The organism is Leptotrichia shahii, assembly GCF_008327825.1.
Classification (GTDB): domain Bacteria; phylum Fusobacteriota; class Fusobacteriia; order Fusobacteriales; family Leptotrichiaceae; genus Leptotrichia; species Leptotrichia shahii.
This window is the reverse complement of record NZ_AP019827.1, coordinates 1570994-1592277: the sequence shown is the minus strand read 5'-3', so window position 1 is coordinate 1592277 and position 21284 is coordinate 1570994. Positions and strand designations below refer to the sequence as shown.

Sequence of the window (21284 nt, the reverse complement as noted above, 5' to 3'; positions counted from 1 at the left end):
AAAAAAGGAAGAATGAAAAGAGGGAATATAAAAAATAATAGAAAGTGAGAAAAATAATTTAAATGAAAATTTCAGATTTTGATTTTGAATTGCCTGAAGAGCTGATAGCACAGCATGCAGTTAATCCAAGAGATCATTCAAGATTGTTAGTGTTAAATAAAAAAGAAAAAATATTGGAGTATAAAAAATTTTATGACATTATAGATTATTTGAAAAAAGGCGATGTTCTTGTAATTAACCGTACAAAAGTTATTCCCGCAAGATTATTAGGTCATAAAGAAAATGGTGTTGTGCTTGAATGTTTTCTTTTAAAAAGATATGATTTGTATACGTGGGAGGTTTTGCTAAAACCTGCGAAAAAGTTGAAAATTGGGCAGAAAATTATATTTTTGGAAGGAATTCTGGAGGCAGAGCTTTTAGAAATTAAAGATGATGGGAATAGAGTTGTAAAATTTAGTTTTGAAGGAAGATTTGAGGAAATTTTGGATAGGTTGGGAGAAATGCCGCTTCCACCATATATTACTGAAAAACTGGAGGACAAGAATAGATATCAGACTGTATATGCAAAAGAGGGGGAATCTGTTGCCGCTCCAACTGCAGGACTTCATTTTACGAAAGAATTATTAGAAAAAATTCGTCAAAAAGGAATTATTATTGCGGAAGTATTCTTGGATGTGGGACTTGGGACATTTAGACCTGTGAAGGTGGAAAATGTGTTGGATCATAAAATGCACAGTGAAAAATACCGAGTGCCTGATGAAACGGCTAAAATTGTCAATGAGGCTAAGAAAAATGGAAATCGTGTGATTGCAGTAGGAACGACATCAGTAAGAACATTGGAATCAGCTGCTTATGAAAATGGAAAACTTATGGCAGATGAAGGAAATACAAGTATTTTTATTTATGGAAATTATAAATTTAAAATTGTTGATGCGATAATTACAAATTTTCATTTGCCGAAATCTACGTTAATTATGCTAATTTCAGCATTTGGTGGAAAAGAATTTATTTTTGAGGCTTATAAAAAGGCTATTGAAGAGAAATATAGATTTTATTAAATAGTGCAAGAACACTCGCAACTTTAGTCGTGAGATAAATTGCACGAAAATTTTAGTAAGCATATAGGGAAACTTGTATGTAGACACGGAGCAAAATCGTGCAACAAAGAAACTGAACTGCTGGGAACTCTTAAAGCTAGTATAACCACAACATAATACCTTCGTTCAAATATGGTATAAGTGTGAAGGTAGCGAAAGCAGAAAAAATATACTAGATGATGCAAGGTTAAATCCTAAACATTATGATAATAGACAATCAGCAGCTAAGCCTGAAAAGGAAAGTTCAACGACTATCCCTCGTGAGGGGAGTACAATACAAGCGATAGGTATTGGAAGTGGTTTCGCCTAAGGTATTGAGATACACTATGGATAAGATATAGTCTGTGCTTGTTAGAGATAACAAGAAGTTCAAGGCTAATCTCCTTAATTTATTAAGGAGTGTATATGCCAAGAGAACTGCATAAGTAGTAGCGAACTTATGTGAACGACGCTTCCCACTGTTGTGGGGTTTTAAAAACTTTAAAAATATTTAAAAATAAATAAAAGATATTACTTTTTTTACAGATAAAATGTAGAATACATGGTATAATATCTCTGATGAAAAGGAGGTGATATCTATGTATTTAACTTTAAAACAACAAGTAAAACATCTTAGTAAAAAGGAGTTTAGGAATTTAAAATATTTATCTCATATAGCCAAGAACTTAACTAATGAAGCTATATATAATATTAGACAATACTATTTTAATAAGAAAAAGTATTTAAGTTATAACGAAAACTATAAAATGCTTAAAAATAGTGAGAACTATAAGAAGTTAAATTCTAATATGGCTCAACAAATTCTAAAAGAAGTAGACGGAAGTTTCAAATCATTTTTTGGACTTTTAAAACTTGCTAAGAATGGTAAATATAATGGTAAAATAAAATTACCTAAATATTTTGCTAAAGATGGTTTTACTACTCTTGTTATAGGTTTTGTAAGATTAAAAGATGATATACTGATAGTTCCTTATTCAAATTCATTTAGAAAGACACATAAGGAAATCGCAATAAAACTACCACCAGTATTGAAAGGCAAGAAGATAAAAGAGATTAGAATAATACCAAAACAACATTCTAGGTACTTTGAAATTCAATACATTTATGAAGTAGAAGAAGTTCAAAGGGAATTAAATGAAAACAATGCACTAGGAATAGATTTAGGTATAGATAATCTTTGTACTTGTGTTACAAATACTGGAGCTTCATTCATAATAGATGGTAGAAAATTAAAATCAATTAATCAATACTATAATAAGACAAATGCAACATTGCAAAGCATTAAAGATAAACAAAAGATAGAGCATATAACATTAAGGCAAAAGAGAATAACTAGAAAGAGAAACAATCGTATAGAAGATTATCTTTCAAAAGCAGCAAGAATAATATTAAATTATTGTCTTAATAATGATATAGGAAAACTAGTTTTAGGATATAATGAAGATTTTCAAAGAAAATCAAATATTGGAAGTATAAATAATCAAAACTTTGTAAATATACCATATGGAAAATTAAGAGATAAATTAATATATCTATGTAAACTATATGGAATAAAATTTAAACTGCAAGAAGAAAGTTATACCTCAAAAGCAAGTTTCTTTGATGGAGATAAAATTCCAATATATGATAAAGAAAATCTACAAGAATATATATTCAGTGGAAGAAGAATAAAAAGAGGACTGTATCAAACAAGTAAAGACTATCAATTAAATGCAGATTGTAATGGAGCATTAAATATATTAAGAAAAAGTAAAGTTGTGGACTTAAGCGTCCTATACAATAGAGGTGAGCTGAACACGCCTAAAAGAATAAGGGTAGTGTAAAGCTATCAAACTTCTTAGAAAATTTTTGAATATTTTTAAAGATTTTAGAACCCTGCGACTTTAGTCATGGGAGGTTCAGAGCTTTGGAGATTCTATGTTTATTTATTAAATTTTATTTAACTTGAGGTTAAAAACCTTTTGTCAAGGAGTATTTTAATGAAAAGTGATGATTTTAGATGTAAAAATTGTGGTGGAATGATGCGGTTTGATCCGAAATCTGGGAATCTGAAATGTGAGAATTGTGAAACAGAAGAAGAATTGCCAAAAGTTTTTACACATAAAAGACACGATATAGATGATTATGAAAAAAGGATAAAAAGTAAAATATCTGAAGAAAAAACTATTGTTCAATGTAGTTCCTGCGGAGCTATGGTCGAGATGGAACCACTTGAAACTTCAAAAAAATGCCCTTATTGCGATACAAATATCGTGTTGAGCGAAAAGGCGGTATCTGTATTAGAGCCTGATGGAATAAGACCTTTTATTGTGGATAAAAGAGAGATAGGGAATCTTTTTTCAAATTGGATAAAAAGAAGATGGTTTGCTCCGAATGTTTTAAAAAATTTGTATCAAAGCGGAAAAATAACTGGAATATATCTTCCATACTGGTCTTTTGACAATAATGCAGATAGTGAATATACCGCTCAGGGAGGGATTGATAGAACGGAAACTTACGAAGAGGATGGAAAGACGAAGACAAGGATAGTTACAGACTGGTATTATGTAAGTGGAGAAGTTGAAAATAAATTCAGAAATGTCATAATGAGAGCTTCCAGAACGCTAAATGACAGGCTTTTAAAAAGTCTTGGAGGATTTAATGTGGAAAATACGATAAATTTTGATTCAAGATATTTGTCAGGGTACAATTCTGAAATTTTTAAAATTTCCATGAGGCAAGGCTACGAAGAAGCTAAAGTAAAAATGGAAAATGAAATTTATAATACAATTTCTTCAGATGTGCTAAGAAGATATGACAGAGTACGAGATATAAGATATTCTGTCTATTGGAGCGATGAATATTACAGGCTTTTACTATTACCTGTATATTCAATGTCTTATTCGTTTAATGGGAAATCTTATCAAATTGTTATAAATGGGGAAAATGGGAAAATAGTCGGAGAATATCCAAAATCGGCTGTAAAAATAGCTATTGCAGTTATATTGGCTGTAATAGCATTGGGATTGTTATTTTACTATATGAATAAATAAAAAAATATATTGGAGGAATAAAAAATGGCTGGTATTTTAGAAAGATTTAAAACAATAATGGCATCAAATATTAATGCGGTGCTGGATAAAATGGAAGATCCTGAAAAAATGATAGATCAGTATTTAAGGGATATGGAAAAGGATCTTGGGAGTGTAAAGGCTGAAACAGTTGCTGTAATGGCACAGGAAAGCGCAGCAAAAAGAAAAGTTTTGGAATGTGAAGATGAAATTAAAAAAATGGAAAGTTATGCGAAAAAAGCCCTTCAAGCTGGAAATGAAGCTGATGCAAGAATGTTTTTGGAAAAAAAGGAATCTATTAAAATAAAATTAGAATCGCTTGAAAAGGAAAAAATGGTTGCGGTTGAAAACTCTTTAAAAATGAGAGAAATGCATGATAAACTTACAGTGGATATACAAAAACTTAATGCTAGAAGAAATGAAATAAAGACAAAAATAAAAATGGCAAAATCTGCTCAAAAAATTAGTAAATTATCATCTTCTACTGGTATAAGCGGGAAAATGGATGCATTTAATTCTGTTGAAGAAAAGGCTAATAGAATGTTGGACGAAGCAAATGCAAGTATAGAACTTAATTCTCCAAAAAGGGATGAAGTTGGTGATCTTATGAAGAAATATGATGATGCAGAATCCAAGGAAAATTCATCTGCGGTTGATGACGAACTTGAAAGATTGAAAAAGGAAATGGGAATATAAAAAATAAAAATTGAAAGGAGAAATCTGTAATGGGATTATTTGGAAATCAGCTTGCCAATGTTATAGAATGGGAGCAGTATGATGATGAGACTCTTTTTTGGAAATGGTCAAATAAAGAAATAAAAAAAGGCTCAAAATTAATTATAAGACCTGGGCAAGATGCAATTTTTCTTTCTAATGGAAAAATAGAAGGTGTTTTTGAAGATGAAGGAAGTTATGATGTCGTTTCACAAATAGTTCCTTTTTTGTCGACATTAAAAGGATTTAAGTTTGGATTTAATTCAGGAATGAGAGCTGAAGTGCTTTTTATCAATACAAAGGAAGTTACTGTAAAATGGGGAACTAAAAATGCTATTAATATTCCAGCACCAGGACTTCCAGGAGGAATGCCAATAAGAGCTTTTGGCGTAATGGCTTGTAAAGTTGACAACTATAATGTATTTATTGATAAAATTGCTGGAATTAAGCAGCAGTATAATATTGATGATGTAAAAGAAAGAGTAATTTCAATGCTGGATCAGCTTCTTATGAAATGGATAGCTAGAGAAGGAAAAGATATGTTTAACCTTCAGGTTAATTCTTATGAAATTGGAAATGGGATTAAAGAAGATATGGATTTTGAAATGAGAAAAATCGGACTTTGCATTCCAAGTTTCACTATTTCCAGCTTCAATTATCCAGAAGAAATAAAACGTATGCAGGAAAAGGCAGCAGGACAAAGTATGGTTGGGGATGTAAACAAGTATACTCAAATGGCAATGGCTGACTCTATGGAAAATGGAACAGGTGCAGGAAATATGGCTGGAAACGTTGCAGGTATGCAAATGGGAATGATGATGGGACAGCAGATGGCAAATCAGATGAATCAGCAAAACCAAGCCCCAAATAATAATAATCAGGCATCACAAAATAATCAATCTTCAGGAAATACAACTGTTCCAAAATTCTGTCCAGAATGTGGAACAAAGACAAATGGAAGTAAATTTTGTCCAGAATGTGGAACAAAATTATATTAGTTTTATGAATCAATACTAAATTCATTTAAAATTTATTAGAAAAATAAATCTATTTTCAATCTTTTAAAATATTTAATACTTATGTATTTTTATTTGATATATATTCTAAAAACATAAAGAACAGTTGTTAAAAAAAATAAGAAAAAATGAAATTATCTAGTGCAGCTGGACTAATAATACTAAACCCCATTTTAAAAAAATAGAAATTATATTCTATATTATTTGCTAACAAAGGGTCTTGATATCCTTGCAAAAAATTTATAGCTAATATGTTGTTTAAATGGGAAATAGTATCAAATAAGATAGGTATTGTAAATTTTGAATTACATATTATTTTTTATTTGAAATTCTAGTAAAAAAAAGTAGCAAATTGAAAAAAAATATGGTATAAATACAACGTGATAGAATTTTTAAAGCTAAAATAAAAAATTAAAAATGAAGAGAGGATTGATTTGATGAATGCGATTAACTATCAGCAAATGGCATTTGGATTTTTAGGTGGATTAGGATTATTTCTATTCTGTATAAAATATATGGGAGACGGGCTGCAAATGGCGGCTGGAGACAGACTTAGATATATTTTGGATAAATATACGACTTCACCATTTTTAGGAGTTCTAGTTGGAATACTTGTAACAGCGTTAATACAGTCAAGTTCAGGTACATCAGTTATTACAATTGGATTAGTTGGAGCAGGACTTTTAACTTTACGACAAGCTATCGGAATTATTATGGGTGCCAATATCGGTACAACAATCACAACATTTATTATTGGATTTAATATTACTGAATATGCATTACCGATATTATTTCTAGGAGCGGCATGTCTGTTTTTTGTAAAAAATAATTTTATAAATAATTTAGGTAGAATTTTATTTGGTTTTGGAGGAATATTTTTTGCATTAACGTTGATGTCTAAAGCAATGGAACCACTTAAACATTTGCCAGCATTTACAGAACTGACAGTAAGACTTAGCCATAGTCCAATTTTGGGAGTATTTATCGGAACAATGATTACAATGCTTGTTCAGGCTTCAAGTGCTACAATTAGTATTTTGCAGAATGTCTATCAGGAGCATCTTATAACGTTGAAAGCTGCACTGCCTGTACTTTTTGGAGATAATATTGGAACAACAATAACAGCTATAATCGCAGTAATTGGTGCTAATACTTCAGCAAAAAGGCTTGCATTGTCACATACAATGTTTAATGTCATTGGAACAATATTTTTTATGATTATGTTATCGCCATTTTCAATTTTTGTAGAAACAATGTCAAAAATTCTTCATTTGAATCCGAAGGTTACAATAGCATTTGCGCATGGTTCATTTAATATCATAACAACAATTCTGTTATTTCCATTTATTGGTGTTCTAGAATACATTGTTGTAAAATTGATTAAAGAAAAAGATGAAGATGTTGTAGAACATCAGCCACGATTTTTGGATGCAGCCCTAGTTCATACACCATCAATTGCATTGGGGCAAGTAAAACAGGAAATGTTATCAATGATTTCAATTGCAGTAAAAAATCTTAGCAGATCAATCGATTTTTTCCATGAACATAATGAAAAAGTTGCCGAAAAAGTTGAAAAAACAGAAGAATCAATAAATAATATTGATCAGGAAATTACAAAATATTTGACAACGTTGTCACAGGAACACATAACTGAAAAAGATGGGGAAGAAATCAGCATGTATTTGGATATGTGCCGTGATGTGGAACGTATTGGAGATCACGCAATTGGAATCGTAAGAGATGTTAGATATGAAATTAAGAAAAAGTTGGTATTTACTAAAGTAGCTCATGCAGAAGTACAAAAATTATTTTTAATTTCAAAAGAAATCATAGAAACAGCTGAGGAAGCACTTAAAAACAATGATACAGAAAAAGCCTTTACAGTAGTTGACTTGCACAATAAACTTTATGCAAAAGAAAAAGAAGTAAGAAAAGCTCATATAAAACGTGTGAGCAAGCAGGAATGCGATGTAAAAGCTGGACTTTACTATATAGATGTTGTATCACATTTTACGAGAATTGGAGATCATGCTAGAAATTTAGTTGAAAAAATGATTGAAAATAAAACTGTTAAATAATAAATTAAAAAAATAAAATACAAAAATAGGCGATATCAGCCTATTTTATTTTGGAAATTATTAAAGTTTTAAGTATTCTTGCATTAGTTGATAAAATAGTTTGGTAGAAAAAGTTTCTTATTTTAGAAATAAAGCAAAGACAATATTGAAAAAAACTAATAAATATAGTAAAATAAATAGTAAAAAGATAAAAATTTTAATTTAGATGAAACATATAAATTTTTTTAATTTTTTACATTTCAATAAAATAAGTAAGAGAATTCTAAAAATTTGGGAGGAATGAATTATGGAAAATAATACTTTTGTAATTGTGGGAACACAATGGGGAGATGAAGGAAAAGGTAAAATAATTGATGTTTTATCTCCAAAAGCAGATTATGTAGTTAGGTTTCAAGGTGGAAACAACGCTGGACATACAGTTGTTGTAAACGACGAAAAATTCATTTTACATTTGTTGCCATCAGGAATAATAAATTCAGCTGGAAAATGTATAATTGGAGCTGGAGTTGTAGTGGATATTGAAGTTTTGCTGCAAGAAATAGATGAATTGGAAAAAAGAGGGAAAAAATTAGATAATTTATTTATTGATGAAAGAGCTCATGTAATTATGCCTTATCATATTGAAATTGATAAGGCGAAAGAAGAAGCAATGGGTAAAAACAAAATTGGTACGACTCAGAGAGGGATTGGACCTTGCTACATCGACAAAATTGCTAGAAATGGAATTAGAATCGGAGATTTATTGGAGCCAGAAAGATTTAGAGATAAACTTACTTGGAATGTAAATGAAAAAAATGATATGTTAGTTAGATATGGTAAAGGAACTTTCAATTTGGAAGAACTTTATGATAAATTTATGAAACTTGCTGAAAAAATTAAATTTAGAATTATTGATGCAGTTGTGGAAATTAATGAAGGTATTGAAGAAGGAAAAGTTGTACTTTTTGAAGGGGCACAAGCGTTAATGCTTGATATTGATTATGGAACTTATCCTTATGTAACTTCATCATCGCCAACATCTGGTGGAGTAACGGTAGGAACTGGAGTTGCACCAACAAAAATTTCAAGAGTGCTTGGAGTTATGAAAGCCTACACAACAAGAGTAGGAGAAGGCCCTTTCCCTACAGAATTGGAAAATGAAGATGGAGAAACTTTGAGAAAAGTTGGACACGAATTTGGTGCGACAACTGGGCGTCCTAGAAGATGTGGATGGCTTGACTTGGTAATTGGAAGATATGCAGTCTTAATTGACGGATTAACAGATATTGTATTGACAAAACTGGATGTATTGACTGGATTTGAAAAAATAAAAGTGGCAGTAGGTTACGAAATTGATGGAAAAGTATGCCATTCTTATCCTGGAAACTTGAGAAAATCTAAAGATTTGAAAATAATTTACGATGAACTAGATGGCTGGAAAGAAGATATTACTCAAATAAAAAATTACGAAGACTTGCCTGAAAACTGTAAAAAATATGTTGAATATATTGAAAATAAATTGAAATGTAAAATCTCAATGATTTCAGTAGGGCCTGAAAGAAGTCAGAATATTTATAGATATGATTTGGGAGAGTTTGTGAAGTAGAACAGAAATTTGATAAGGAATATCGAATTATGAAAAAAAATTTTATTAATTTTAATTTTTATAAATATTCTTAACAGTTCTAATGCTTCAACTATTGATTTTTCATCTTTAGAACGACAACTGAAAATTTATAATCATTACTCGGGAATAGAAGAAGAACTTAAAATAAGACTAGAAGAATTTATTTCAGAAAAAGATTTTTATGAATTTGATAATAATGAAAAAAAAGAGAAATATAAATTTTTTATTCCAAAAAGAAATATTATTAAATACAGTGAAGATAAATCATATTTAACTTTTTATAATAAAGTAAACAAATCTTTACTTGAAAAAAAGGAAGTTTTTTTAAATTGGATACAGATAATCTGAAATTATTTCTGTATCTTGCTAATATAGAAAATTATGAAGATAAAGTTTTGGAATTTAGGGAAAGACTTTTGGATAGAAATAAGAATTTTATAAAAGAAAAACAAGATATTGAATTTGAGAAAAAATTATGAAATAAAAAATTTGGATAATGAAATGGAGAGATAAAATGAAGATAAGAAAAATAATGTTGCTGACAATGATTGGATTATTTTCTGTATTTGAATTTTCTTGTAGTAAAACAGGAAATGAAAAACAGAGTTTAACAATGTCAAAAGAATCAAAAAATGGAAAAAAAGCAGAATATAAAAAGATAACTTCAGATGAAGCAAAAAAGATGATGGAAACTCAAAAAGTTATAGTTGTAGATGTTAGAACTTTGGAAGAATATAATGAAGGGCATATTCCAAATGCGATTTCTGTTCCACTGGAAACTATTGAAAATGAAGCAGAAATAAAATTGAAAAATAAAGACGATTTAATTCTAGTTTATTGCAGAAGTGGAAGACGAAGTAGGGAAGCAGCATTAAAATTGATTGAAAAAGGTTATACAAATGTGATTGATTTTGGTGGAATAAAAGATTGGAATGGGGAAGTTGTGAAATAACAAATGTAGTATTTAAAGATGTAAAAGAAAAAATACTGTATTTTGAATAAGAAGGGAATAGGCAATGAAAAAAATACTGATAATGTTGATGCTAGGTATTGGGATTGTTTCGTTTTCAGTTTCAGCACAAAATGATAAAAAGTCTAAAATTGATAAAACTGTGAATGAAAGTGTTGCACAAAATTTATCTTTTAATACGATTACATTGAAATTAGTTGGAACCAGAGTTTCAAAAACTGATAAAAATAAAATAGAATTGGAATATGAAAATTTTAAGGCAACTGGAAATAATAAAAAAGTTTATACAGAAAAAGACTTTCAAGTAAATGGCAAAAATCCTAAAATTATTGTAAGTAAAGTGATTTTTAAAAAAATGTTGGAAAATTTTGTTTATAGTGATCAAGAGATATTTGTAATTGGATTTTATGAAAGTGATGAAGGAATTAAATACAAACCATTTGATTTTAGTCTTAGTGTGAATAAAGATGAAGTGAAGAAAATTTCTTTTAAGGATGGGGCGATTTCTATTTTGGATGCAGATACAAATTCCACAATGCCTATTGAAGAATCTTTAAAAAATCTTGAAAAGAACTTATACCATTAGTAACTAATAAGTAATAAATTTTTTTTAATGAAGGTAAGTTGTATTAACTATAGAGAAAAACAAATAAAAATAATTAGGAGGAATTGAGAAAATGGAAAATATGAGTATATATTCAAATCCGTTGGCGGAGAGATATTCAAGTAAGGAAATGTTGCACATTTTTTCACCTGAGTTTAAGTTTAGAACTTGGAGAAAGCTATGGATTAATTTGGCGGAGGCTGAGAAAGAGCTTGGGCTTGATTTTATTACGGATGAGCAGATTGAGGAACTTAAAAAATTTAAGGATGATGTGGATTTTGAAGTTGCGGCAGAATTTGAGAAAAAATTGAGACACGATGTGATGGCTCATGTTCATACTTATGGAGAACAGGCGAAAAATGCGAGAAAAATCATTCACTTGGGAGCAACAAGTGCGTATGTTGGGGATAATACTGATTTGATTCAAATTAAGGAAGGGCTTTTAGTTATTAAAAGAAGAATGCTTACTTTGATTGAAAAAATGAGAGATTTTGCATTGCAGTACAAAGATTTGCCAACTTTAGGATTTACTCATTTCCAAGCGGCACAGCTTACTACTGTTGGGAAAAGAGCGACTTTGTGGCTTCATTCGTTACTTCTTGATTTTGAGGAGCTGGAATTTAGACTTGAAAACTTGAGATTTAGAGGAGTTAAAGGGACTACAGGGACTCAGGCTAGTTTTAAAGAATTGTTTGAAGGAGATTTTGAAAAAGTAAAACAGTTGGATGAATTGGTTACTGAAAAAGCTGGATTTCGTAAAAAACAAGGTGTTTCAGGACAAACTTATGATAGAAAAGTGGATGCGCAAATCTTGAATTTATTGTCAAATATTGCTCAATCTTCTCACAAATTTACAAATGATTTTAGACTATTGCAGCATTTGAAGGAATTAGAAGAACCGTTTGAAAAAAATCAAATTGGGTCAAGTGCGATGGCATACAAGAGAAATCCAATGAGAAGTGAAAGAATTTCATCACTTGCAAAATATGTAATTTCAAGCTCACAAACAGGAGCATTAGTTTTTTCAACACAATGGTTTGAAAGAACATTGGACGATTCTGCAAGTAAAAGACTTTCAATTCCACAAGCATTCTTGGCAGTTGATGCAATCTTAATTATTTGGCTTAACATTATGGACGGAGTTGTCGTTTATCCAAAAGTAATTGAAGCAAATATTCAAAAGGAATTACCATTTATGGCAACTGAAAATATCATTATGGAATCAGTTAAAAAAGGAATGGATAGACAGGAAGTTCATGAAATCATAAGAGAACTTTCGATGGAAGAAACAAAGGAAATTAAATTGAATGGAAATCCTAACAGATTAATTGACAGAATCATAAAAGACGGCAGATTGGGACTTAAAGCAGAAGATATGGAAGGAATCTTGGTTTCTGCTAATTATACTGGATTTGCTGGACAACAAACAGAGGATTTTATTAATAATGAGATTAATCCGATTTTGGATAGATATAAGGATGAGATTGTTGAGGATAGGGAAGAATTGAGAGTTTAATGGAAAATAATATAATTGATTATGAAAATTCTTGGAAAAGAAAAAATGAGGAAAGAGAATATTTTAATTCGGAATTTTTGGATAAAATAAATATTAAAAAATATAAAGATGAAGTTGAAAAATTTGATGCTTTAGCTATAAAAAATCGTGCAAAATATAAAATTTCTAAAAAAACAATTGACGAAATAAAGGATTACTGTTTTTCATATTTGCCAATGTTTACAGGGATGAAAAAGGAAGTAGTTGGTGAACTGTTAAATGAAAAATACAATATTGATGAAATGGAAATAGACATTCCAAATAAATTGTTTTTTGAAGATGAAGAAGTAAAAAATGAGCAGAAACATTGGTTTCAAATGTATAAAATGTTATTTGGAGAAACAGAAATTGAAGAGTTTAAAAAAGAAGATCTGATTCCAATTGCAGAAGATGAAGAATTTATGTTATTCATTGAAAGAAGAACTGGAGAAGTGTATATTAATATTTATGAATTATTCTTTTTTTGTGCAATTTCTGATAGTTTTGATGAGTTTTTAGATGCAATTAAAAAATAAGTAAAAGGTGATTTTATGAAATTTATAAAAAAATAGAAATTACTATTTTTATTGATATTTTGCATTATAATGTTAAGTTTTTTGTGCAAGTAATACTGGGAACAGCGATATTAGCACTTACAGCACTAATAGGAAGAGCATGTATAGTTGAATCCCGGATAAATGTCCATAAGGATGTGGAAAAATGAAAAAGAAAAAACCTCTCACAAGAAGCCAGAACATGGCAAGAATAAAATCTAAAAACACTAAACCTGAAATTTATATTCGTAAATTGCTTTATAAAATGGGGTATAGATATAGAGTGAATTATTCACGGCTTCCAGGAACGCCTGACATTTTTATATTGAAATACAATACTGCAATATTTGTGAACGGATGTTTTTGGCATAGGCATGAAAATTGTAAAATTGCAACTTTTCCTAAGACACATGCTGAATATTGGGAAAAGAAGTTTAGGAGAAATGTAGAGAGGGATATTAAGGTTCGTGAGAAGCTTTTTGAGATGGATATTAGTGTGATTACGATTTGGGAATGTGAAATTAATAAAATGCAACGAAATGAAGAATACAAGGAAAAATATTTGAAAATTTTGAAAGACAGAATTGAAAGAGTCTTTAATTATGAAGAAGAGGATATTTCAGTGCAGATGGAGATTGCAGAAGAAAGCATGCAATAAAATAATTGAAATTTGGTTAATTTGTACTGAAATGGCTTTGAAATAATTTGACAAAAACTAGGAGGAATTTTTTGTGAATAAGAATTTAAGCGAGTTTGAAAACAAATTGCCTAGTGTATTAGAATACGATACACAGCAGCTTTTGGATTATTATTATGAAAGTCCAGAAAAAATGAAGATTGCAGAAGTATTTTCTGAATTTCTGACGGAAAAAGGAATAAAAGTGGAATTGAAGGAAATAGGAGAATATCAGTATATTCATGAGATTGAAACTGGATATTACTTATTGCCTTTATTTGTCGGGGGTGGAACTACTGATAAAAAAATGTCAGTGAGCATTAATATTCATCTTTTTCACGAAAAATATTTTCCTGAAGGAATGAAAAATTGGAATGGATCTCAAATGAACCTTAATTATAAAGATTCCTTGGTACAGGCTTTTGAAAACTGGTTCAATTATGATAGACTTAATTATTTAAAATTAGTAAATCCCGATAAAACAGATTTGAGAAGAATAGAAATTAATGGAAAGAAGAAAATCATTGTTTCTGGAAATGTAAAAACAATATATAACTATGATGAAGAAAAATATCAAGGAAAAGAAAGGGAAGAAAATTTTTTATCAAATATATTTTCACTTATTAAAGAAAAAATTTCATTAAAAAATTCTAAAGTTGACATTTCTCTTTTAAAATATCCATATAATAATTACGGAAGCTATCTTGAAGAATTTGATAAAGGTGATTTTTATGTAGATTGCCGTATAGATGATAATCGTTTATACGGTAATGAATTAAATCCAGAAGGAAATACTGAACTTTATTATAGAGAAATTCTAAAAAACTGGAAGGATTATGAATATAGTAAAAGTCAAATATTTTTCGTACTTGACAATAAATTTGAGAAAAGTGAGTGGTTAAAAATAACGGAATTTGAATTTTTGCCTAAAATTAAGCTAAAATATGTTGAAAAACCTTCTTGGAAAAAACTGGAAGAAAATTTTGGTAATTTGAAGGAAATGGATAGAGGACACGAGGGAGATTTTGCCTTTACGATGGCTGAAGTTTTGTTTGATAGAATGATACATTGTGGTTATAATGTCAGATTAGTGGATGATTGGGTGTATGATTTTGATAATGAGTGCTATTTGCTTCCTTTGCTATCAACGAAAGACTATAAAACTATTCCGCACGATGATATTTATCAGGTTGTTACTACTATACAAGTCCATAATAAAAAATATTTTCCAGAAGGGAAATTATATATTCAAAAATTGATAGGCGAACCGCTTTATGATGCAATTTGGATAAATTATAGAAACTGGATAAATAATGATTATAAAAAGTTGTGTAAAAATATTTAAATAAAAAATAAAATTTTAAAAAGTATTAAATACAAGTAATCAGAATTAGAAAAAATGAGGGGTTAATGGCACTTAAGGAAAAAAAGGAAAAATAATAGAAGGTGAAAAATATATAAAATGGCAATGGATAGAGGTTCGCGAGAAGTGGAAGTAGAATATAATACTATATTGATATTGGAAGAACACGGTTTATAAAATATGTGTTTGATAAACTAAGTTTTTTATCTCCACAAGGGGTCAAGACGCTTTGTTTTAGGATATTTATTTTGATAAATTCTGAGTTTGTATAGTTATCGAATAAATCTATAATATTAATTTAATAAAAAAACAATATTTCATTTTAATAACAAGGGGATTTTTACCCCTTGTTAGATAAGAAAAATTTATTATTCAAAAAAAATTTAAACTATTTTTTACAAACTTTCTTCCGCTTCTTCAATTGTTTTGTATCCTTTTTCCAGCACAATATTTTCCAAATTATTTTCTGCTAAATTTATATTATTTGAAACGCAGTTTTGGATATATTCGTAATACAATTTTAAAGTTTTTATTGAATATGAAGATAATTCTCCCTTTAAATAAGTTTCAATTGAAGTATAATTTGGAGTATCATATTTTGAGTGTAAAGGACGACCTTTTGCGGTAAGTTTTGGATATTTTTCTATTATTTCTTCTTCCCAATGTAAATAAATTTTTACTATTTTTTGAATTAATTCTTTTTTTTCTTGTGAAATTTCAGGTAAATAGTTTTTGATTACTTCATATTCTTTTGGAGCACTATATTTCATCATTCTGGCATATTTATCCTGAACGATGTTTTCGCCACGATGTTTTGCTAAAATCAAGTCTTCCAGATAACTTTCCAAGATTTCATCAGGCAGTGTTTCCCATTGGCTTCTTCTCATAATTTCAAATTCCTGTGGATTATCTTGACATTCTGCTCTTCCTTCTGTATGATGCACATTTTGAAAAAATTCCCATTCTCTTTTTAAAATTTGTCTAATAAAACTTTCTTTTTTACTAACTTCTATTTCCATTTTTGATTCTCCTATTTTTAAATCCATAATTATTTTATAAAATATAATAGATATATGTTCGATAAACTAAGTTTTTTTGTCTTTACAAGGGGTCAAGACCCCCTTGCTTCAGGATATTTTATTTATTAAATCCTAAGTATAGTTATTGAATATATCTAATATTTTTTACATTAATCCATCGCAGGATTCCAGTTTCTTAACTTTTCGTCTTCTATTTTATTTTGCACAAAAGGTCCGTAATCCTGTAAAAAATCACTTGTTAATTGTCGTGGAACAATATTTTGATATTTCAATTCTAAAATCACATTAGCACTTATTTCTTCAATAATTTGAAATTTTCGATTTACTGCACCAACTGGCAATTTTACTAATTCCTCAATTAGAAAATACGTTTTTTCTCCTAAAATTTTTAAATTTTTCAAGGCTTTTGGCATCCATTTATAAAACAGCTTATACTTTTTATTTAATAAAAAAATTATATGAATTGTCTCATTTATAAATTCAGTTTCTGCCAGTCTTGCCGACACAATCTCATTTCTCCTCATACACCGCAAATAGTTATATTGCCCAGATTGTGCCATTTTCATACATCTTGTGGCTATTTTATTAAGCCGTATATCTTCTGGAAAATATTTTTCCAAGTCACTTCTAATTTTTGTAAATTTTCCCAAATTATCTAAAAAAACTTCCCCATTAACCGCCGTGGAAAGCAATTCTTCTGGAATCAATCTCCAATCATACAAATTTTCAGGTGCTTTCATATCCCCCAAAAACTTAAAAAACCAATCATCCATATTCAGAACTCCACGTCGTCCATCTCCAAATTCACTCACATTCAATGCCCTAAATCCCAAGAATTCCTTAGGTAGTTCATTAAGCCTTTTTTGCAAATTCAGCCCATATTTCCCATAATCCTCCGAAGTTAGCCAAATACAGCAAGACGGTCCAAAATCATGATCCTGCGAAATCTCATCATCAAATCCAAAACATTCTGAACCTTCTCCCGCAAGTCCAGCCGCCATTTTTTCAAAAACTTCTGAAAACTCACTTTTTATAACTGGCAGATAAATTTCTTCAAAATATTTCCTTGAAAGTTCCAGTCCTTTTATTTTATTTGAATCCATTTTTTCTCCTTCTAAAAAAATCTAAACCATTTTTTCTTTTACAATTTGAATATTTTCCAAAATATTTTTATAATTATTACTTTCCTTTCCAAATGTTTTTTCACAGATTTCTGCACTTTCCTCGAATAATTTCAATGCCTTTTCGTATTCATTCTCTTCAAAATAAAAAGTTGCCATATTATTCAAAACTGCCGCATATAAATTGTGAGATTTCCCAACTTCCTTTTCAATTAATTTTAATGATTTTTGTAAATATTCTTCAGCTTTTTCGATATTTTTTACTTTTAAATAAGGCTGTACTAGATTACTTAGCGTAATTGCATACTGAATGGGATTTTCTCCAACTTTTTCCAGTACTTTCAGACTTTTTTCCTGCAGATCAATCGCTTCTTCAAATCGCCCAAGTTCTTGATAAAATAAAGCTAAATTGTTACATACGCTTGCATAGACATAATCATTTTGAAGATTATTAGCTTCATAAATTTTCATCGTATTAAGATAAATATCTTCTGTTTTATCGTATTTTTTCATAAATCTGTAAACTTCTGCCAAGTTTAGACTGCAAGTCGCATACGGAATACTATCTTTGCCATACTTTTTCTCAATAAAGCCTTGTGCCTTTAATAAAGCATCTTTCGCCGTGTCAAACTCCCCAACATATTTAAGAGTTCCCCCAACTTCATTCAAAATTTTAATATTTTCATCGCTTTCCTCACCAAAAACATCTTCTGTAAGTTCTGCTAATTCTTTTAATACTTTAACCTCTTCCACAACATTTCCCTGTTGCATAAGTTCTTTTCTTAAGTTTGTCAATTCATTTATTCTAACTTTTTTTTCAAATATATTTGACATTTTATATTTCTCCTTTATATTAATTTTATTACTTAATTTTTATGTTATAAAAGTATGATTTGAATCTATTTTAATTATTATTTCTAACAAAAGTTTACCATACAAAATTGCAATCTGCAACCATATTAAAAATAATTTTAAGATTTCAAAATAGTTTTGCTATAAAATAAAATTATGTTGTTGAAATAAAAAAACTTCTATTATATAATTAAAATAAATTAAATATTTTTATAGGAAAGAAGGAAAGATAAGATGAATAAAAAAATTGATTTTAAGTACCATCATATAAAGCATTATAAATATCAGGCACAATCAAAGAAAACTTTGATAACTTCAATTTTACTGACACTATTTTTTGCTTTAGTTGAATTATTTGGCGGGATATTTAGTGGTTCACTTGCACTTATTTCAGATTCATTTCATATGTTTTCGGATGTCGTTGCACTTTTGTTCAGTATTATAGCAGTATTTTATTCAGCCAAAAAGCCAAACAAAAATTTTACTTATGGATTTTTGAGAATTGAGATAATTTCTGCATTCATAAATGGACTGGCTCTTATGATAATTTCAGTCGGAATAGTTATTGAGGCTGTAAAACGGCTTTTCAATCCAGAGCATGTTGATTTTTTTACGATGTTCACAATTGCAGTAATCGGACTTTTGGTTAATATAATACTTATGTTTGTGCTTATGAAAAGTTTAAAAAAAGAAAAAAATCTTAATGTAAAGAGTGCATTATGGCATTTTTTAGGCGATACGTTAAATTCTGTTGGAGTTATAATTGCTGCGATTATTTTGAAATTAACTAACCTTGTTATTTTTGATATAATAATAAGTGTGATTATAAGCGTTGTTATTTTTACTGGCGGATTAAAAATTGCAAAAGAGGCATTTTTTATTTTGATGGAAGCTGTTCCTAGTGATTTAGACATTGACGAAATACATGCTAAAATTTTGACAATTGATAAAATAAAGGATATTCATGAATTTCATTTATGGAATATTTCTGAAGAAAATATAAGTATCTCATTTCATATTTTACTTGATGAATATGATGGTGTAAATGATTACGAGATTGTAAATGATGTGGTAGAACTTTTAAAAAATGAATACGGAATAGAACATGTGACAGTTCAAATTGAAAATCCTGAAACAAATCCACACTTTTAACACATACTTTTAAAAGTGAGAAAATTTTAACTATAAGAGAAAAAGCTGACATTTAGCCAGCTTTTGTTTTTTTATAGAAGTTAATTATTACAACTTTTAATAAATTTATCAAAAATCTCTTGCATTTTCTCATTGCCACGGACTGCCATCATTTCAGGATGCCATTGAACGGCATAAAAGAATTTGTGATTTTTGTTTTGAAAAGCCTCTATTATTCCATCGTTTGCTTTTGCAATCGAAGTTAATCCATTTCCCAAATCTTTTATCATTTGATGATGATAAGAATTTGTTCTTGCTTTTTTTCCAAAAATTTCAAATAAAATATTGCCCTCTTCAATTTTTATATCATGTGTTGGCAAGTCTGGAAGCCATTTTTGCATATGGTTAATTGTTGTATCTATGTATTTTACATCTTGATACAAACTTCCACCAAAATAAACATTTGCAATTTGCAGTCCACGGCAAATTCCCAAAATAGGTTTTCCAGTTTTCATAAATTCATCCAAGATTACAAGTTCAAATTTATCTCTTTCTGGTGTAATACTTCCAACTTCCTGCAAGCAATCTTCCCCATACAAAGCAGGATCAGGATCTCCTCCTCCCGAAAGTAAAAGTCCATCCAAAAGCTGTATTTGCTCTTTTATAACTTCAATATTTTCCGTTATTGGCAAAATAAATGGAATTCCTCCAGAATTTATGACAGCTTTGCTGTAATCTACTGAAACTATTGTTTTATGATCATTTAGTCTGTTTGGATTTAGTTCCAGCGAAGTGGTGATTCCTATTAATGGTTTTCTTTTGTTATTCATTTTTTCTGTTCCCTTCTTTACTTTTCTTTAACTTTTTAAAGCTGCTTTTTTTATTTAAAATTTCTTACTCTTCCAAAAAAGTCGATAAAATTTTTATAAGTTACCATCTCGATTTCATTTAGAGAATATCCTCTATTTTTCAAGGCTTTTTCCACATTTCTCAGCTCTGTAACATCGTGCAATCCTGAAAGCCCGGAAACTTCTTCCCCTTCTGGCGTATAATATTCTGCAAAATCAAGTCCAAATCCAACTTTATCGAGTCCAATTTTATTAGCCACATATTCCAGATGATTCAAAAGCATTTCCAAATTTTTTTCACTCTCATTTTGACTTACAAAATTGTGATAACTGTTCATTCCAACCATTCCTCCATGTTCGCCAATACACAAAATCTGATCATCAGTCAAATTTCTCATTGCTGGACAAAGGCTTCTGGCATTTGAGTGGGAAGCAAAAAATGGTTTTTTAGAATGTTTTACAATATTCCAGAAAGTTTTATCATTTGCATGTGAAACATCAAGCAAAATTCCAAGTTCATTGATAATTTTCACAGCATCAATTCCAAGTGGTGTAAGTCCTCTGTTTTTATCTCCACTTTGTCCTGTCGCAAAAGCATTCGTTTCATTCCAAGTCATTCCAATATGTCGCACTCCAAGCTGATACAGCAAATAAAGATAGTCAAGTTTATTCCCAATTCCAGGGAGTCCTTCAATTCCAAGCACAACTCCAAATTTTTTATTTTTTTCATCCAGACTTTTTTCCATCATTTTAAAATCAGACGGCTCTTTTATTATTTTTATCAAATCCCTTGCATAATGCAATTCTTCAGTCATTGCCCTTAAATCTGCAAAAAAATATTCTTCAGGATTTTCCACTTCATTTGCATTCAAATAAATTACAAAAATCCCTCCAGAAAGTCCTCCCTTTAAAAATCTTTCCTTATATTTATTTCTTATAACATCTTTATTCCCCTTTTTATATTCCCAAAAATTATCTGTCCACACATCTGCATGCATATCGAAAAACATTAATTTCCCTTCTCTCTTTA

Annotated in this window: 20 protein-coding genes; 15 read left to right on the top strand and 5 right to left on the bottom strand. The window is 29.4% G+C overall.

Annotated elements, in window-relative coordinates; all coding sequences use genetic code 11:
• The first annotated feature begins 62 nt into the window (after positions 1-62).
• The 14 genes from queA to F1564_RS07295 all read left to right on the top strand — a co-directional run bounded on the left by queA (position 63) and on the right by F1564_RS07295 (position 15244).
• Positions 63-1058 carry a tRNA preQ1(34) S-adenosylmethionine ribosyltransferase-isomerase QueA gene (gene queA / locus F1564_RS07370; RefSeq protein ID WP_018451182.1) on the top strand — a complete coding sequence of 332 codons (996 nt, stop codon included), beginning with the start codon at positions 63-65 and terminating at the stop codon, positions 1056-1058.
• 617 nt (positions 1059-1675) lie between these two features.
• Positions 1676-2920, top strand: a complete 1245-nt coding sequence (locus F1564_RS07355; protein WP_149201931.1) for an RNA-guided endonuclease InsQ/TnpB family protein — start codon at positions 1676-1678, stop codon at positions 2918-2920.
• Positions 2921-3076: 156 nt separating this feature from the next.
• A complete protein-coding gene (locus F1564_RS07350) occupies positions 3077-4129 on the top strand; it encodes a hypothetical protein (protein WP_018451184.1) in 1053 nt (350 codons plus the stop codon).
• A gap of 24 nt (positions 4130-4153) precedes the next feature.
• Positions 4154-4843: a PspA/IM30 family protein gene (locus tag F1564_RS07345; RefSeq protein ID WP_018451185.1), complete on the top strand. Its 690-nt coding sequence runs from the start codon at positions 4154-4156 to the stop codon at positions 4841-4843.
• A gap of 29 nt (positions 4844-4872) precedes the next feature.
• A complete protein-coding gene (locus tag F1564_RS07340) occupies positions 4873-5859 on the top strand; it encodes an SPFH domain-containing protein (protein WP_018451186.1) in 987 nt (328 codons plus the stop codon).
• Between the two features lie 455 nt (positions 5860-6314).
• Entirely contained in the window at positions 6315-7955 is a 1641-nt protein-coding gene (locus tag F1564_RS07335; RefSeq protein WP_018451187.1) for a Na/Pi cotransporter family protein, read from the top strand.
• Positions 7956-8241: 286 nt separating this feature from the next.
• Complete coding sequence (locus tag F1564_RS07330) at positions 8242-9540, top strand: adenylosuccinate synthase (protein ID WP_018451188.1); 1299 nt, start codon at positions 8242-8244, stop codon at positions 9538-9540.
• Positions 9541-9890: 350 nt separating this feature from the next.
• A complete protein-coding gene (locus F1564_RS10130; RefSeq protein ID WP_018451189.1) occupies positions 9891-10040 on the top strand; it encodes a hypothetical protein in 150 nt (49 codons plus the stop codon).
• A 35-nt stretch (positions 10041-10075) separates the two neighbouring features.
• Complete coding sequence (locus F1564_RS07325) at positions 10076-10513, top strand: rhodanese-like domain-containing protein (protein WP_018451190.1); 438 nt, start codon at positions 10076-10078, stop codon at positions 10511-10513.
• Between the two features lie 64 nt (positions 10514-10577).
• The gene (locus F1564_RS07320) at positions 10578-11117 is read left to right on the top strand and encodes a hypothetical protein (protein ID WP_018451191.1); all 540 of its coding nucleotides are present in this window, start codon (positions 10578-10580) and stop codon (positions 11115-11117) included.
• Positions 11118-11208: 91 nt separating this feature from the next.
• Positions 11209-12651, top strand: coding sequence for an adenylosuccinate lyase (gene purB / locus F1564_RS07315; RefSeq protein ID WP_018451192.1), 1443 nt, complete (start codon positions 11209-11211; stop codon positions 12649-12651).
• Complete coding sequence (locus tag F1564_RS07310; RefSeq protein WP_018451193.1) at positions 12651-13205, top strand: hypothetical protein; 555 nt, start codon at positions 12651-12653, stop codon at positions 13203-13205. The genes purB and F1564_RS07310 overlap by 1 nt, the downstream gene beginning before the upstream one ends.
• A 184-nt stretch (positions 13206-13389) precedes the next feature.
• On the top strand, positions 13390-13881 hold the full coding sequence (locus F1564_RS07300; RefSeq protein ID WP_018451194.1) for a very short patch repair endonuclease: 492 nt from the start codon (positions 13390-13392) through the stop codon (positions 13879-13881).
• Between the two features lie 73 nt (positions 13882-13954).
• On the top strand, positions 13955-15244 hold the full coding sequence (locus tag F1564_RS07295; protein ID WP_018451195.1) for a hypothetical protein: 1290 nt from the start codon (positions 13955-13957) through the stop codon (positions 15242-15244).
• Positions 15245-15657: 413 nt separating this feature from the next.
• Here the strand turns inward: F1564_RS07295 and F1564_RS07290 are convergent, their stop codons facing one another.
• From F1564_RS07290 to F1564_RS07280, 3 genes are all read right to left on the bottom strand, one after another.
• The gene (locus tag F1564_RS07290) at positions 15658-16281 is read right to left on the bottom strand and encodes a DUF4125 family protein (RefSeq protein ID WP_018451196.1); all 624 of its coding nucleotides are present in this window, start codon (positions 16279-16281) and stop codon (positions 15658-15660) included.
• 170 nt (positions 16282-16451) lie between these two features.
• Complete coding sequence (locus tag F1564_RS07285; RefSeq protein WP_018451197.1) at positions 16452-17405, bottom strand: DUF4037 domain-containing protein; 954 nt, start codon at positions 17403-17405, stop codon at positions 16452-16454.
• Positions 17406-17426: 21 nt separating this feature from the next.
• Positions 17427-18257 carry a tetratricopeptide repeat protein gene (locus F1564_RS07280; protein WP_018451198.1) on the bottom strand — a complete coding sequence of 277 codons (831 nt, stop codon included), beginning with the start codon at positions 18255-18257 and terminating at the stop codon, positions 17427-17429.
• A 252-nt stretch (positions 18258-18509) separates the two neighbouring features.
• On the opposite strand from F1564_RS07280, the gene F1564_RS07275 reads away from it, so the two are divergent.
• Positions 18510-19427: a cation diffusion facilitator family transporter gene (locus F1564_RS07275; RefSeq protein ID WP_018451199.1), complete on the top strand. Its 918-nt coding sequence runs from the start codon at positions 18510-18512 to the stop codon at positions 19425-19427.
• Between the two features lie 80 nt (positions 19428-19507).
• Here F1564_RS07275 and F1564_RS07270 read toward each other — a convergent pair whose 3' ends face one another.
• Complete coding sequence (locus F1564_RS07270) at positions 19508-20236, bottom strand: gamma-glutamyl-gamma-aminobutyrate hydrolase family protein (RefSeq protein ID WP_018451200.1); 729 nt, start codon at positions 20234-20236, stop codon at positions 19508-19510.
• Between the two features lie 50 nt (positions 20237-20286).
• Positions 20287-21264: a dipeptidase gene (locus F1564_RS07265; protein WP_018451201.1), complete on the bottom strand. Its 978-nt coding sequence runs from the start codon at positions 21262-21264 to the stop codon at positions 20287-20289.
• Positions 21265-21284 lie beyond the last annotated feature (20 nt).

Bases quoted from the DNA above. Each gene is read 5' to 3' on its own strand.
- F1564_RS07310 (WP_018451193.1), top strand. From the start codon at position 12,651: ATGGAAAATAATATAATTGATTATGAAAATTCTTGGAAAAGAAAAAAT.
- F1564_RS07275 (WP_018451199.1), top strand. From the start codon at position 18,510: ATGAATAAAAAAATTGATTTTAAGTACCATCATATAAAGCATTATAAA.
- F1564_RS07345 (WP_018451185.1), top strand. From the start codon at position 4,154: ATGGCTGGTATTTTAGAAAGATTTAAAACAATAATGGCATCAAATATT.
- F1564_RS07355 (WP_149201931.1), top strand. From the start codon at position 1,676: ATGTATTTAACTTTAAAACAACAAGTAAAACATCTTAGTAAAAAGGAG.
- F1564_RS07290 (WP_018451196.1), bottom strand. From the start codon at position 16,281: ATGGAAATAGAAGTTAGTAAAAAAGAAAGTTTTATTAGACAAATTTTA.
- F1564_RS07285 (WP_018451197.1), bottom strand. From the start codon at position 17,405: ATGGATTCAAATAAAATAAAAGGACTGGAACTTTCAAGGAAATATTTT.
- F1564_RS07280 (WP_018451198.1), bottom strand. From the start codon at position 18,257: ATGTCAAATATATTTGAAAAAAAAGTTAGAATAAATGAATTGACAAAC.
- F1564_RS07265 (WP_018451201.1), bottom strand. From the start codon at position 21,264: ATGTTTTTCGATATGCATGCAGATGTGTGGACAGATAATTTTTGGGAA.
- F1564_RS07340 (WP_018451186.1), top strand. From the start codon at position 4,873: ATGGGATTATTTGGAAATCAGCTTGCCAATGTTATAGAATGGGAGCAG.
- F1564_RS07350 (WP_018451184.1), top strand. From the start codon at position 3,077: ATGAAAAGTGATGATTTTAGATGTAAAAATTGTGGTGGAATGATGCGG.
- purB (WP_018451192.1), top strand. From the start codon at position 11,209: ATGGAAAATATGAGTATATATTCAAATCCGTTGGCGGAGAGATATTCA.
- queA (WP_018451182.1), top strand. From the start codon at position 63: ATGAAAATTTCAGATTTTGATTTTGAATTGCCTGAAGAGCTGATAGCA.
- F1564_RS07335 (WP_018451187.1), top strand. From the start codon at position 6,315: ATGAATGCGATTAACTATCAGCAAATGGCATTTGGATTTTTAGGTGGA.
- F1564_RS07325 (WP_018451190.1), top strand. From the start codon at position 10,076: ATGAAGATAAGAAAAATAATGTTGCTGACAATGATTGGATTATTTTCT.
- F1564_RS07330 (WP_018451188.1), top strand. From the start codon at position 8,242: ATGGAAAATAATACTTTTGTAATTGTGGGAACACAATGGGGAGATGAA.
- F1564_RS07300 (WP_018451194.1), top strand. From the start codon at position 13,390: ATGAAAAAGAAAAAACCTCTCACAAGAAGCCAGAACATGGCAAGAATA.
- F1564_RS07270 (WP_018451200.1), bottom strand. From the start codon at position 20,236: ATGAATAACAAAAGAAAACCATTAATAGGAATCACCACTTCGCTGGAA.
- F1564_RS07320 (WP_018451191.1), top strand. From the start codon at position 10,578: ATGAAAAAAATACTGATAATGTTGATGCTAGGTATTGGGATTGTTTCG.